Here is a 13,106-nt window from a genome sequence, read left to right as displayed (position 1 = left end):
GGCCCCCCCCCCCCCCCCGTGCCCCCCCCCCCCCCCCCCTCCTGCCCCCCTCGCAGCGCCCACCCCCCCCCCCCCCCCCCCCCCCCCTCCCCTCCCCCGCTCCCCCCCCCCCCCCCCCCCCCCCCACCGGCGTCATTTCCGGGGCCTTTTCGCCCTTGAAGCCCGAGGGCCCCCGGGCTTTCTCGCCCTTCCCCGGGCCGTGCGCCCTCAGCCCCCGCCGCGCAGCGCGGCGCGGAGCTCCGGTTCCAGCACTCCGGGCCCGCGCGTGGCGAGGGCCGTCAGCGGATCGGCGGGGGAGAGCCCCGCGAGCAGTCGCTGCCCGACGGGTGACGCCCAGCGGGTGTACGGGTACACCTCGGTCCGCCCGATCAGCAGACAGAGCCCCGACGCGAGCAGCGGCAGCGCGAACCCGGCGAGGACCGGGGCCCGCTCGGCGGCCGGTACGAGCAGCGCGGACACCGTCCCGAGAACCAGGCTCAGCAGAAGGCCCGCCCGCACCGTGCGCAGCCCGGCGGCGACCTCCTGCCGGCCCGCCGCGGACACGGCGAGCCCCCGTGCGACGAGCCGCTCCGCGAGCAGGTGGACGGGATCGGCGGCGGCGACCAGCGGACGTACGGCGGGAATCGGCGCCTGCCCCGCAGGGCCCAGGGCACCGATCACGGCCCGCTCCAGCTCGTCCCCCGCGCACGCGTCGCCGTCCACGAGCGTCGCCCAGCCGGTACGGGCGAGGAACAGCCGCCGTTCCCGGTGCATGGACACGAGGGTGAGATCGGTGACCCGCAGCGGCCCTCCGGCGAGATAGGCCGCTTCGCCGACGGTGAGTCCGGGCCCTTCCGCGGCGGGCGCGTCACCGAGCGCGGGCCGGGCCGCCGCGAGCGTCGCCCGGCAGAGCCGCGCGCAGCCGGCACCGGCCACCACACACGCCACGAGCAGCAACGGAACCCAGACCATGTCCGAGTTGTACGGGAGGCGGGGCGGGCCCGCCACCCGAACGGGTGGTCAGCTGCTGGAGCTGGAACACGAACTCCCGCTGGAACTGGAACTGGAGCTGGAGCACGAGCTGGAGCTCGAACTGGAGCAGGAACTCCCGCCCCCGCCCCCGCCTCCACCGCAGCTGGGGCCGCCCCCGGAACAGGCGGACGAGCAGGACGAGCCGGACCCGCCGCCGGAGCAGGAGCTTCCGCCCCCGCCACCTCCCCCGCCGCCACAGGCGCTGGTCCCCGCGCACCACACGACGGGCACCGCGAAGGCGTCGTCCGCGTCCGAGTCCGTGGTGGCGTGCGCGTACGGCACGGGGCGCCTGCCGCCTCCGCGTCGCCGCGGCGGCCCGTAGATCCGGGCGGCGGCCACGAGCTGCCCCCGCAGTACCGGATCGGGCAGCGCCCGGAGCCCGTGCAGGGCCACGAGCAGGGCGGCGTCCGGGAGATGGGCGTGGTCCCGCCCGTACGCGAAGACCGCGCGCCGGCCGGCCGGGGTCACCTGCCCGGCGGCGAGCGACCCGCAGACGAGCGCCGTGACACCGGCGGCGAGCACCACCGGCACCACCTTGAAGACGAAGGGGAACGAGGGCCCGGCGGTGGTGGCCAGGTCCATCGCCGTGAGGATGATCGACACGGGGAACAGCGCCAGGGCCGTGATGCCGAGCACGGCGCACCACCGGAGCGTGGTGCGCCGGACCGCCGGATCGACGACGAGCCCGCGCGTCGCGAGCCCGTCGCCGATCTCCTGGACCGCCGGGTGCCGCATGACGGCCGTCCGCAGGTGGTGCAGGGCCCCGTGCGGGGCGGCGGCGTGCGCCTGGAGCACGGCGCGCTCCACCGGGTCGTGCGCGACGGGACGGACGACGGCCACGATGCCGGGGCCGCCGATCGCCAGCCTGCCGTCCGCCTGGAGGGCGGTCAGGGCGGTGTCGACGACCCTGGCGGGACCGCCGTTGAGGAAGGCGGCCTCGTACCGGTCGTGGACGGGTCCGCCGGAGCCCCCGCGGGTGCGGACGACCCGGGTGACGAGCACCGTGATGCCGGTGATGCCGGCGACGTAGAAGAGAGCGACCAGGGCGTTCACGAGCACCTCACTTCCTTACCAGTGCGTGCCGGGCGGCCCGCACGAACCGGGCGGCGCGGCCCGGCGGGCGGCTGCCCGAACGGTCCTGCCACCACTCCGTGAGCCGCCGCCGGGCCGCCGGATCCTCCGGCCGCCCGGCGACCAGCAGATGCTCGGCGAAGTCGAGTGCGTCGCGGCGGTAGCCGCCGGTCATGGGCCGGGATCTGGCGTACGTGAGGAACGCCGGCCGGAAGCCCCTGCCCAGGATCTCGGGGAGCTCCGGCGCGACCTTCGCGACGACCCCGGCCCGCTTCGCCGCGAGCGCCCGGCTCTGCACGCCGAGCCGTCTGCTGTCGAATCCCTCGGGCACGGGAGTCCCGGCGACGAGCGCGGACAGCAGAGCGGCCTGGGCGACGGCGACGCGCTGCCGAGCGCCGGGCGTGGGCGCGGTCTCCGCTGCGGCGTCGGGGACGTCGGGGACGTCGGGCGCGACCGGCACGGCACTGGGCATGAACCCGCCGGAGACCCGGGCCCCGGCGCCGATGAGCAGCGGCTGCGCCGGTACCGCCGCACCGCGCGGCACCCTCATCCCGTGGCCCGCACCCCGGCGCCCCCCGGCCGGGGCCGAGTCCCCGGCGCCGGTCAGGGTCGCGCGGATCGCCCGGAGTTCGTCCGCCAACTCCTCCGCGGGAGGAAAGTCGTCGTCCCGCTCCAGCAGCACACCGGGCGGCGCGACCCGGGACGCGAGGTCCGCCAGTACGTCGAGCACCGCCGCCGGCACGGGATGCGCGTGCGTGTCGTGCCAGACCCCGTCCCGCTCGACACCGCCCGCCACGTGCACGTACGCGATCGCCTCCACCGGGAGCTCCGACAGGGCCCGCACCGGGTCCTCGCCCCGGTTGACGTGGTTGGTGTGCAGATTGGCGACGTCGATGAGGAGCCGTACCCCCGTACGCTCCACGAGCTCCGCCAGGAAGCGTCCCTCCGACATCTCCTCGCCGGGCCACGAGACGAGGGCCGCGATGTTCTCCAGGGCGAGCGGTACGGGCAGCGCGTCCTGCGCGATCCGTACGTTCTCGCAGAGCACGTCGAGCGCGTCCCGGGTCCTGGGTACGGGAAGCAGATGGCCCGCTTCGAGCTGCGGGGTCGCCGTGAGCGGCCCCCCGGCCCGGACGAACGCGATGTGTTCCGTGACCAGCGGCGCCCCGAGCGCCACCGCCTTCTCGCCGAGCGCGGCGAGCCGCGCCGGGTCGGGGCGGTCCGCGCCCCCGAGTCCCAGCGAGACGCCGTGCGGCACGACGGTGACGCCGCGCTCGCGCAGCCGCGTCAGGGAGTCGGGCAGATGGTCGGCGCAGATGTTCTCCGCGACGACCTCCACCCAGTCGATGCCGGACAGTCCCTCCACCGCGTCAGCGATCTCGGGACGCCAGCCGATGCCGATGCCGAGTTCCGTCATGTCCCCCTCCTTCGGTCCTCAGTCACCCTCGTGATGGCCCCGGCGAAACCGTTCGAATCCAGGGAGGGTCACGTTCAGAGGTTGATTTGAGGTTCCGTTTCGGTCACGCGGAACGGGGGGCCGGCCCTCCGCACCGGCGGGGGGACCGCACCGGTGCGCCGGACCGCGTGACGCGTGAGGCTGAACGGTCCGGCACGGGGTGGCCACCGCGACCGTCCGCGGCGCTACGGCCGAGGCAGCCGCAGCCCCCGGGCGAATCGGTCGCTTCCCTCGGCCACCACGGTGGGGCCGGGGGCGATCTCCGTGAATCCCGCGTCACGGACCAGCGGGAGACCGCTCGCTGTCAGGGCGGGCCACTCCTCGGCCGACGCGGTGCGGACCGCGAGCGGGAAACCGGCCTCGTGCCAGGCCTTCCGTTCGGCGTCGTCCATCGCCCACCACAGAAGCTGCGCCCCGTGCCCGGCCTGGGCCATCGTCTTGCCCGCCGACATGTCGAGTTCGGGGTTGATCCACAGCACCACCGCACCGTCCGGTACGGGTCCGGGTGCCGCCGGGTCGTCGAGATCGGTGCCCGAGACCTGGAGCTTGGCGAGTTCCCTGGGCCAGCCGTCGAGCGGGACGGGCGGGAAGACCCGTACCTCCGCCTCCAGGCCGTCGACGGTGATCCCCGGGAGCGCGCCCGCGCGCCGCCACTCCGCGCCGCGCGCCCGGCGCACCACCTTGCGGATCCTGGCGTCCTCCCAGTCGGTCATGGCCTGTGCCCACTCGCCCTCGCCGAGCGAGCGGTCGTCGGTGAGGATCTCCAGGACGGCGCGCGCGGCGGTCTCCAGGGCGTCGGTACGGGACGGCGGCGCGTCCCGTTCGATCCGCACGACCAACGGCAGGACGAACTGGGGCTTCTCATCACGAAGATCGGTCTCATTGCTGCTCACCGGGCAAGTCTGCCACTGCCGTCACAAGCGGTTCTTGGAGGAACGAGCAGTTCCGGGCCAGGATGCCCCTCATGAAGAGTGATCTTTTCACCGGCGAACACCTCGCCGAGACCGCAGATTTCCCGGGGATGACCCTCCAGAACGCCAAATCCGTCAAATACACCGTCAACGGCGAGATGCACGCCCGCCAGGGATCGATGATCGCCTTCCGCGGCAACCTCCAGTTCGAGCGCAAGAGCCAGGGCATCGGCGGCCTGCTCAAGCGGGCCGTCACCGGCGAGGGCCTGGCCCTGATGGCCGTGCGCGGCCAGGGCGAGGCGTGGTTCGCCCACGAGGCGCAGAACTGCTTCATCGTCGAGATCGAGCAGGGCGACGCCTTCTCGGTCAACGGCCGCAACGTGCTCTGCTTCGACGCCTCCCTCCACTACGAGATCAAGACCGTGAAGGGCGCCGGCATGACCAGCGGCGGCCTCTTCAACTCCGTCTTCTCCGGATACGGCAAGGTCGCCCTCATGTGCGAGGGCACCCCGATCGTCATCCCCGTCACCCCGCAGGCCCCGGTCTTCGTCGACACCGACGCCGTCGTCGGCTGGAGCGAGCAGCTGCACACCTCGCTCCACCGCTCGCAGTCCGTCGGCTCGATGATCCGCGGCGGCTCGGGCGAGGCGGTGCAGCTCAAGCTGGAGGGCCAGGGCTTCGTCGTCGTCCGGCCCAGCGAGCTCACCCCGCAGAAGACCTCGAATTGAGGCTGGAGCGGGTCGGGCGCCGGCACGGCCTCCGAGGGGCGTGGATCCTCCGCGAGGTGGACCTCGACCTGCCCGCCGGGACCCTCGTCCGGATCGTCGGCACGAACGGCACCGGTAAGTCGACCCTGCTCCGGCTCGTCGCCGGCGTCGACGCGCCCACCGCGGGGCGCGTCACGGGTCGCCCGCCCCGCACGGCGTACGTCCCCGAACGCTTCCCTGCCGCGCTGCCCTTCACGGCCGCCGACTACCTGGTCCACCTGGGACGCGTCCAGGGGCTGGGCGCGCGGGCGGCGCGGGCCGGGGCGTCGGAGTGGCTGGAGCGTTTCGGGGCGGGCGAGCACGCCCGTACGGCCATGGCGGAGCTCTCCAAAGGCACGAGCCAGAAGGTCGCCGTGGCCCAGGCCTTCCTCGCAGGCCCGTCCCTCCTCGTCCTCGACGAGGCCTGGACCGGCCTCGACACGGGCGCGCGTGCGGAACTGGACGCGGCCGTCCGCGCCCGCAGGGCGGCCGGCGCAACCGTCGTCTTCGTCGACCACGACCCGCGGCGGCTGGCGGGGGAGCCGTCCGCGGTGTACGAGGTGCGGGAGGGACGGGTGCGGGAGGCCGAGGGCGCGGTCCGCGCGGGCGCCGGGCCGCGGCCGCGCGTGCGGATCACCGTCTCCGGCGGCCCGCGCCCCCTCCCGCCCCCGGAGCGACTTCCCGGTCACCCCGACGTCGCCCCCGGACCCGGCGGCGAGGGCGACGGCACCACCGTCCTCGTCGTCGACGGCGCCCACTCCGACGCCCTGCTGAGTGCGCTCCTCGCCGCCTCCTGGCACGTCCACCACCTCGGCTCCGAAGGCGTACGCGTATGACGGCGCTCCTGCGCTACCAGACCGGCCTGCTGCTCCGCTCGCAGCGCTGGCTCGCACCGCTCCTCCTGTACGCGGCCTTCCTCGCCGTCGGCGTCAACGCGGGCGAGCCCGTCCTCGGCGCGCTCGGCTTCACCGCCGCCGCGCTGCTCCCCGTCACCGCCTGGTCCGTACGGATCTGCGTCACGCAGGAGCCGTCCGCCGCCCGGAGCGTCGTCGCGGCGGCGGCCGGCCGGGGCCGCGCACATCTCGCTGCGCTCGTCACCGGGACCGTCCTGCCCGCCCTCGTCGGCGCGGTCGCGGTCCTCGCGGTGACGGCGACCGGAGACCGGCGGGGTGTCACCGCGCCAGCCGCCGTGACGACGGGGCTCCTGGCGGCTCTGGCCTGCGCCCTGACGGGCGCCGCCGTGGGCGCGCTGGCGTCCCGCCCCTTCGTCCGGGCGCCCGGCTGGTCCGTCGCGGCCCTGGTCCCGGGCTCGCTGCTCGCCCTGGTGACCACCGGCTCTCCGGCGAAGCACGCGATGACGGCCCTGATCACCGGGGCCCGCACGGCGGCCGCTCACCCGCCGTGGCTCGCCTGTGGGGGCGCCGTGCTCCTCGCGGCGGCGTGCGCGGCCCTCGCGTGCGGGGCCACGGCGCGTCTGGAGTGAGTACGCTCGAAGACATGAACGACATGACCGAATCCACCGAGTCCACGTCGTACTGTGCCGGCCCGGAGTCCGGTCCGAAGCCCGAACCGGCCGCCGAGGGTCCCTTCGCCGCCTGTGTGCTGTGCCAGGAGCCGACCGAGTACCCGGAGTCCACGAAGGGCATCACCCTGTGCCCGGTCTGTGAGTGGCGGGAGGCGGAGCGCACGGCCTGCTCGGGCTGAGCGGCGGCGCGTCCGCCGCGCGCTCGTCAGCTCTCGCTCATCAGCTCCGAGACCTTCACGAAGCGGTAGCCGCGGGCCCGGAGTTCCGGGACGATGCGGCGGATCGCCTGCTCCGTGACCGGGGCCGCGCTGCGCGTGCAGTGCATGACCACCAGGGAGCCCGGCTTCACGCCGTCGAGGACCTGCTCGGCCACCGCGTCCGCGTCCTGCGCGAAGGCGTCGCCGCTGACCACGTCCCACTGGACCGCCGTCACCCCGGCCGGGGCGAGCGCGCGGAGGGCCGCGTCGTCGTAGCAGCCGCCGGGGAAGCGGAAGTACGGGACGACGTTCACCGCTCCGGCGTCGCGGAACGCGTCGAAGGCCCGCTGGACGTCGTCCGCCATGTCGGGCCCGGCGACGGTCGGGAGGCCGTAGCAGGGGGAGGCGAAGGCGTAGTGGCTGTAGGAGTGGTTGGCGATCTCGAAGCGAGGGTCGCGGCCGATGGACTTCGCCTGGTCCGGGTACTCCTCCGCCCAGCGGCCGGTCATGAACACGGTCGCGTCCACCTTGAGCCGGCGCAGGGTCGCGATGAGCTGCGGGTTGTCGAAGTGCTCGCCCTGCGCGGCCCGGGGTCCCTGATCGGCCGTCATGTCGGCGTCGAAGGTGAGCGCGACGACCTTCTCCGCGCCCTTCCCCGCGTCTTTCCCCGTGCCCGTTCCCGCGCCCTTCGCCCGGCGCGTGTACACGGGGGTGAGGCCGCCGGGCCCCGGGGCCATGGTGGGCGGTGCGGCGGGGCGCGCGGGCCTGGGCCCGGCCGCCGCGGCGCTGGACCGGGGCGACGGGCTGGTGGCGGCGGCCGGTTCCTTCGCCGGCGGGGCCGGGGGTGTTTCGACGGCTTCCCGGCCACAGCCGACGAGAACGGCACCCAGAAGACCGAGTGCCGCCAGGTTTCGTACAGAAGTGTTCACGTCCGGAAGTTAACTGATCAAAGTGTCTAACGCTCGCGACTCGACAGCAGCAGCACCCGAGTCCACGCACTGAGCTGACGCACCATCGCGTCGGCATGCGCGGCCCGCTCCCGCCGGAAGGGGAGGACGAGCAGGGCGGGCACGAAGGCGAGTGTCCGGAGCGCGGCCGCCCTCCGCCTCGGGGCGGCCGTGCGGCAGCTCGATGCCGTCCAGATCGGCAGCCTGTTCGATCTGGTGGCATGGCTCGACGACACGCGCGTCATGACCGCCTTCGCCGTGTGGCTGGCCCACGAGGACGAGACGCACCTCTTCGACCGACTGCTCGCCACGATGGCGGATCAGGGGAGGTCGAGCCTGCTCGACCTCGGGATGTCCACGACGCCGGCGGAGGCCGTGAGGGACTGGCGGCGCCGCTCACGTGGCCAGTAGCCGTCGGCTCTCGGCCACGTCGAAGTCCCCCGGCGGGTACGCCGGGTCCAGCGCCTCCAGCCGCTCCAGCAGGCGGCTGCGCTGTTCCTCGTGCGAGATGTGGAGGAAGTTCCGTCGCGCGCGCCGCGCGTCCGTCCTCCCCCCGATCCTGCGACGGAACCCGGCCGCCCGCGAGTGCGCGCGACCGGGCGCCGCCCTCAGGTCAGCACCACGGGCCCGTCACTGCGAACGTCGTCCCCGGCGCGTAGCAGTTGACGTACATGGTTCCCCGGTCGGGCGAGAAGGTGACGCCCGCGAACTCGCCCCACTCCGGCGCCTCGGGCCTGCCGATGTTCTGCGCGCCCCGGGCGAGCGCGTACACCTCTCCCCGCTCGCTCACCCCGAAGACGTGCTGCGCCCCGTCGCCGTCCTCGCAGACCATCAGGCCGCCGCTCGGCGCCAGACAGATGTTGTCCGGTGACTCGCCGGGGAGCTGGATGTCGGTGTCCGGGCCGAAGACGACGACGAGGGTGAGCCGGCGCCGGTGCGGCTCGTACTTCCAGACCTGACCGAAGTGGGTCGCGCCGGAACCGTCGTTCACGCGCGCGAACGAGGACACGAAGTACACGGCCCTGCCGCCCCAGTAGCAGCCCTCCAGCTTCTGGGCGTGCGTGATGCCCCGGGGCCCGAAGTCCTGGAGCCTGATGGGGGTTTCCGCCGCCTGCGGGTCCGGTACGGGGACCCATTCGATCCCCTCGAAGCGGGTGCCGGTCTCCTGGATCACCGAGAGGTCGGCGACGCCCGGTACCCGCATGGCCTCCAGGGCGCCGCCCGCACGCAGCGAGCCCGTGCCGCCGAGCGGCCGGTGGGGGAGGAAGCGGTAGAAGAGGCCGAAGGGGCGCTCGAAGGCGTCCTCCGTCTCGTAGACGATGCCGCTCGTCGGGTCGATCGCGATCGCCTCGTGCTGGAAGCGGCCCATCGCGGTGAGCGGGACGGCGCCGGTGCGGTGCGGGTCTGCCCCGTCGACCTCGAAGATGAAGCCGTGGTCCTTGGTGTATCCGTTGGTCCCGGCCTTGTCCTCGGTCTCCTCGCAGGTCAGCCAGGTGCGCCAGGGAGTGGGCCCGCCCGCGCAGTTGACGGCCGTACCGGCGATGGCGACCCGCTCGCCGAGGACGTTGTTCCGGCCGTCGAGTTCCAGGGCCGTACAGCCGCCCAGGCCGGCGGGGTCGTACGTCAGGCCGGGTACGGTCGGGACGCCGATCTTGCCGGTCACCCGGTTCTCGTGGTTGCGGACGAGGTGCACGCGGCCGCGACGGCCGGCGAAGGCGGCCATGCCGTCGGGGTTGCTGGGGACGGGGCCCTCGCCGGAGCGGAGCGGATCGCCCTGGCGGGAGAGGACCTTGTAGCGGAAGCCGGCCGGGAGGTCGAGGAGTCCCTCGGGGTCGGGGACCAGGGGGCCGTAGCCGGCCCGTCCCGTGTGGCCGCCGGGCGCGGCGCTCGCGCTGCCGGCGAAGAGTTCGGAGAGGGCGCCGGTGAAGGCGATCCCGGCGGCGGTGGCGCCGGTGCGGGACAGGATCTGACGTCGAGTCGCGGACATGGAGGCAACAACTCCCTGTTGGCGGACAGGTGTGTGACGCGTGACCCGCATGTGTGTACCACGCACTGTCGTGACGCGTGAACCATGCGGGCCACAACTGCCTCATGTGGCGCGTTCTGTGACCTGAAGTCAGGAACCGAGGAGCTCGGCCGTGAGGGTGATCGTCGTGCCCGTGAGCGCCTGGCTGACCGGTCAGTTCTTCTTCGCGTCCTCGGCGAGCTCCTGGAACTTGTCCGCGTCCACGCCAGAGACCTCGCCGCGCACGGTGAGGTGGATGCCGGTGATGCCCTCACCCGGCTGGAAGGTGACGTCGGCCTTGGTCTCCAGGCGGGTCGGCGCGTGGCCGGCGCCGGCCAGGGCGTGCGAGAAGGCCATGGAGTAGCAGGAGGAGTGCGCGGCCGCGATGAGCTCCTCGGGGCTGGTCTTCCCGTTGGCCTGCTCGGCGCGGGACGGCCAGGAGACGTCGTACGAGCCGAGACCGGAGGAGTCGAGCGAGACGACGCCGGAACCCTTGAGGAGGTCGCCCTCCCAGACGGTGTGGGCGTGACGCACGGTGGCCATGGTGAATCCCTTCGATCGGGTAACGGCCTCCAACCTACTGCGCCACAAGCCCCTTGGCGTCGCGGGCGAGCGCGGTGAGCCGGGAGATCGCCCGGAAGTACTTCTTGCGGTATCCGCCGTTCAGCATCTCGTCGCTGAACAGCCGGTCGAAGGGCAGTCCGGAGGCGAGCACGGGTATCTCGCGGTCGTACAGCCGGTCGGCCAGGACGACCAGCCGGAGGGCCGTCGACTGGTCCGGGACGGGCTGGACGTCGGTGAGGCAGACGGCGCCGAGGTCGTCGGTGAGCGCGCCGTACCGGCTCGGGTGAACCCTGGCCAGGTGTTCGAGCAGGTGCGGGAAGTCGTCGAGGGAGGCACCCGGCGTCGCGTACGCGGTCGCCGTGACGACCTGGTCGGAGTACGGGGACGGAGCCTCGGGCAGCCCGCGGTGGCGGTAGTCCTCGCCGTCGATCCGCAGCGGCCGGAAGTGGGCCGAGAGGCCCTGGATCTCGCGCAGGAAGTCGGCGGCGGCGAAGCGGCCCTCGCCGAGCTTGCCCGGGAGCGTGTTGGAGGTGGCGGCGAGCGCCACGCCCGACTCGACCAGCTTGCCGAGCAGGCTGGAGACGAGGACGGTGTCGCCCGGGTCGTCGAGCTCGAACTCGTCGATGCAGAGGAGACGGTGCTCGCCGAGGGTCTTCACGGTCTGCTGGAAGCCCAGCGCGCCGACCAGGTTGGTCAGCTCGACGAAGGTGCCGAAGGCCTTCAGGGCGGGCTCGGCGGGGGTCGCGTGCCAGAGCGAGGCGAGCAGGTGGGTCTTGCCGACGCCGTACCCGCCGTCCAGGTAGACCCCGCGCGGCCCGGTGGGGGCGGCCGGCTTCCGAGCGAACCAGCGGCGCTTCCCGGCGCCGGAGGCATGCGCTCCGCCCAGGCCTCCGGCGAAGGAGCTCAGCGCCTTGACGGCGTCCGTCTGGCTGGGCTGGTTCGGGTCCGGGAGGTACGTGTCGAACCGTACGGAGTCGAAGCGCGGCGGCGGCACCATCTCCGCGACGAGTCGGTCGGCGGGGACGTGGGGCTCTCGGGAGCAGAGCGAGAGCGGGGCCGCTGAGGTGGATGCGGCTTCGGAGAGGGCACGGGTGGACACAGTTCCCCACTGTAAGCGCCATGTCAGACTCGAAGGATGCGACGCCTGTTCCCTGTGACGGACATGACAGCCCACGAGACCGGGGCGGGAGCCGGCGAGGAGTGGTCGCTCGACGCGCTCGCCGACGCCTACGCGTACCCGGAGCTTCCCGCGGGGGAGACCGCCTGGCTGCGGGCCAACATGGTCTCCTCGCTCGACGGGGCGGGGCAGCACGACGGGCGCTCCCAGCCGCTCTCCTCCGAGACCGACATGCGGATCTTCGGCATCCTGCGGGGCCTCGCCGACGTGGTCGTCGTCGGTGCGGAAACGGTCCGCCTGGAGGGGTACCGCCCCGCACGCGCCCGTGAGGCCTTCGCGGCCCGCCGCGCCGCCGCCGGACAGGGGCCGGCCCCGGTGATCGCCGTGGTCAGTGCCTCGCTGAACCTGGACTTCTCGCTTCCGCTCTTCACCGGGCCGCTGGTGCCGACCCTGATCCTCACGGGCGCCGCCGCGCCCGCCGAGCGGGTGCGGGCCGCGCGGGAGGCGGGCGCCGAGGTGCTGGTGGCGGGCGACGGGGCCGGGGTGGAGCCGGCCCGTGTGAAGGCGGTGCTCGCGGAGCGCGGGTTCCGGCGGCAGCTGACCGAGGGCGGGCCCCGGCTGCTCGGCCAGTTCGTGGCTGCGGAGGTCCTCGACGAGCTGTGTCTGACGGTCTCGCCGACGATGACGGCGGGTGACGCCCAGCGGATCGCCGGGGGCCCTGCGGTGGCCGTCCCGACACGCTTCGCCGTGGCTTCGCTGCTGGAGCAGGACGGCTTCCTCTTCACCCGCTACCGTCGGATCTGACAATCGGCGGAATTTGTCGTTCCGCTTACCGTCCGCTGGGCACACTTACTGTCGCAGACCCCGTGCGGGCACGGGGAAGGATGGTTTCCGCAGAAGGGCTCCTGAGGTGTTCACAAGCGTTCTGATGATCGAGAAGCCCCTGACGTCCGTCGACGTGGAATTCGTCACCACCCTGCACGGCGACGAGGGCGTGTCCTTCATCGTTCTGATGCAGCCCCGTGGTGACCAGGCCGATGTACTGCTGCGTGCCATCGACGACGTGGCCATGGGCGAACTGAAGGAAGCCGCCCGCGAGGGCGACGAACCGGAGGGCAAGGAGGCCAGGGGCCCCGCCGAGCTGGCCCTGGAGCACTCGCTCCGGGCGCTGAGGGGCGCCGGCTGCGAAGCGGTCGGCCAGGTCGTCGAGGATCACCCGCTCACCAAGATGAAGGCGGTGGTCGAGGAGTCGGAGGCGGACGAGGTGATCGTGCTGACCGCCCCGCACTACGTGGAGGAGTTCTTCCACCGTGACTGGGCCTCCCGGGCCCGCCACAAGGTGGGGGTCCCCGTCCTCAAGCTCTTCGCCCACAGCGAGGAAGCCGCCGAGTAACCCGGCAGCCGAGCAACCGACCGATCGAGCAGACGTACGGCCGACCGATCGAGCAGACGTACGGTCGGCCGGGTCCGCGCCCCGTGCAGGGGGCGCGGACCCGGACCCGCCACGGCCGGCCGCCACGCACCGACCCCGCCACCGCCGCCGGGGCCATCCGGCC

The 13,106-nt window shown here is 73.6% G+C and carries 15 protein-coding genes; 7 read left to right on the top strand and 8 right to left on the bottom strand.

The genetic code is table 11. The features are described 5' to 3' along the window. Positions 1-207: 207 nt before the first annotated feature. From ACZ4XX_RS01710 to ACZ4XX_RS01695, 4 genes are all read right to left on the bottom strand, one after another. Positions 208-951, bottom strand: coding sequence for a TIGR04222 domain-containing membrane protein (locus ACZ4XX_RS01710; protein WP_468506015.1), 744 nt, complete (start codon positions 949-951; stop codon positions 208-210). Between the two features lie 48 nt (positions 952-999). After that, complete coding sequence (locus tag ACZ4XX_RS01705) at positions 1,000-2,064, bottom strand: TIGR04222 domain-containing membrane protein (RefSeq protein ID WP_468506148.1); 1,065 nt, start codon at positions 2,062-2,064, stop codon at positions 1,000-1,002. A gap of 7 nt (positions 2,065-2,071) precedes the next feature. After that, a complete protein-coding gene (locus ACZ4XX_RS01700; RefSeq protein WP_468506014.1) occupies positions 2,072-3,499 on the bottom strand; it encodes a multinuclear nonheme iron-dependent oxidase in 1,428 nt (475 codons plus the stop codon). Positions 3,500-3,723: 224 nt separating this feature from the next. After that, positions 3,724-4,431: a peptidyl-tRNA hydrolase gene (locus ACZ4XX_RS01695; protein ID WP_468506013.1), complete on the bottom strand. Its 708-nt coding sequence runs from the start codon at positions 4,429-4,431 to the stop codon at positions 3,724-3,726. A 71-nt stretch (positions 4,432-4,502) separates the two neighbouring features. Here ACZ4XX_RS01695 and ACZ4XX_RS01690 point away from each other — a divergent pair, with 71 nt between their 5' ends. The 4 genes from ACZ4XX_RS01690 to ACZ4XX_RS01675 are packed head-to-tail and all read left to right on the top strand — an operon-like array spanning position 4,503 to position 6,899. Continuing rightward, the gene (locus ACZ4XX_RS01690; RefSeq protein WP_468506012.1) at positions 4,503-5,177 is read left to right on the top strand and encodes an AIM24 family protein; all 675 of its coding nucleotides are present in this window, start codon (positions 4,503-4,505) and stop codon (positions 5,175-5,177) included. Beyond that, positions 5,174-6,031, top strand: coding sequence for an ATP-binding cassette domain-containing protein (locus ACZ4XX_RS01685; RefSeq protein WP_468506011.1), 858 nt, complete (start codon positions 5,174-5,176; stop codon positions 6,029-6,031). The genes ACZ4XX_RS01690 and ACZ4XX_RS01685 overlap by 4 nt, the downstream gene beginning before the upstream one ends. Then, positions 6,028-6,678, top strand: a complete 651-nt coding sequence (locus ACZ4XX_RS01680; RefSeq protein ID WP_468506010.1) for an ABC transporter — start codon at positions 6,028-6,030, stop codon at positions 6,676-6,678. Before ACZ4XX_RS01685 ends, ACZ4XX_RS01680 begins: the two co-directional genes overlap by 4 nt. Positions 6,679-6,701: 23 nt before the next feature. Continuing rightward, the gene (locus tag ACZ4XX_RS01675) at positions 6,702-6,899 is read left to right on the top strand and encodes a hypothetical protein (protein WP_468506147.1); all 198 of its coding nucleotides are present in this window, start codon (positions 6,702-6,704) and stop codon (positions 6,897-6,899) included. 26 nt (positions 6,900-6,925) lie between these two features. Here the strand turns inward: ACZ4XX_RS01675 and ACZ4XX_RS01670 are convergent, their stop codons facing one another. After that, a complete protein-coding gene (locus tag ACZ4XX_RS01670; protein WP_468506009.1) occupies positions 6,926-7,846 on the bottom strand; it encodes a polysaccharide deacetylase family protein in 921 nt (306 codons plus the stop codon). A 189-nt stretch (positions 7,847-8,035) separates the two neighbouring features. Here ACZ4XX_RS01670 and ACZ4XX_RS01665 point away from each other — a divergent pair, with 189 nt between their 5' ends. Further along, on the top strand, positions 8,036-8,275 hold the full coding sequence (locus ACZ4XX_RS01665) for a hypothetical protein (protein WP_468506008.1): 240 nt from the start codon (positions 8,036-8,038) through the stop codon (positions 8,273-8,275). 202 nt (positions 8,276-8,477) lie between these two features. Here the strand turns inward: ACZ4XX_RS01665 and ACZ4XX_RS01660 are convergent, their stop codons facing one another. The 3 genes from ACZ4XX_RS01660 to zapE form a co-directional block, all read right to left on the bottom strand. Beyond that, complete coding sequence (locus ACZ4XX_RS01660) at positions 8,478-9,851, bottom strand: alkaline phosphatase PhoX (RefSeq protein WP_468506007.1); 1,374 nt, start codon at positions 9,849-9,851, stop codon at positions 8,478-8,480. Positions 9,852-10,043: 192 nt separating this feature from the next. Next, positions 10,044-10,412: an OsmC family peroxiredoxin gene (locus ACZ4XX_RS01655; RefSeq protein ID WP_468506006.1), complete on the bottom strand. Its 369-nt coding sequence runs from the start codon at positions 10,410-10,412 to the stop codon at positions 10,044-10,046. A gap of 34 nt (positions 10,413-10,446) precedes the next feature. Beyond that, the gene (gene zapE / locus ACZ4XX_RS01650) at positions 10,447-11,532 is read right to left on the bottom strand and encodes a cell division protein ZapE (protein WP_468506005.1); all 1,086 of its coding nucleotides are present in this window, start codon (positions 11,530-11,532) and stop codon (positions 10,447-10,449) included. 36 nt (positions 11,533-11,568) lie between these two features. Here zapE and ACZ4XX_RS01645 point away from each other — a divergent pair, with 36 nt between their 5' ends. Together ACZ4XX_RS01645 and ACZ4XX_RS01640 are read left to right on the top strand one after the other, a co-directional pair. Beyond that, positions 11,569-12,354 carry a pyrimidine reductase family protein gene (locus ACZ4XX_RS01645; protein ID WP_468506004.1) on the top strand — a complete coding sequence of 262 codons (786 nt, stop codon included), beginning with the start codon at positions 11,569-11,571 and terminating at the stop codon, positions 12,352-12,354. Positions 12,355-12,460: 106 nt separating this feature from the next. Next, positions 12,461-12,943: an indole-3-glycerol phosphate synthase gene (locus ACZ4XX_RS01640; RefSeq protein ID WP_468506003.1), complete on the top strand. Its 483-nt coding sequence runs from the start codon at positions 12,461-12,463 to the stop codon at positions 12,941-12,943. Positions 12,944-13,106: the final 163 nt, after the last annotated feature.

The organism is Streptomyces sp. NPDC029956, assembly GCF_055574655.1.
This window is presented reverse-complemented; position numbering and strand designations above follow the sequence as displayed.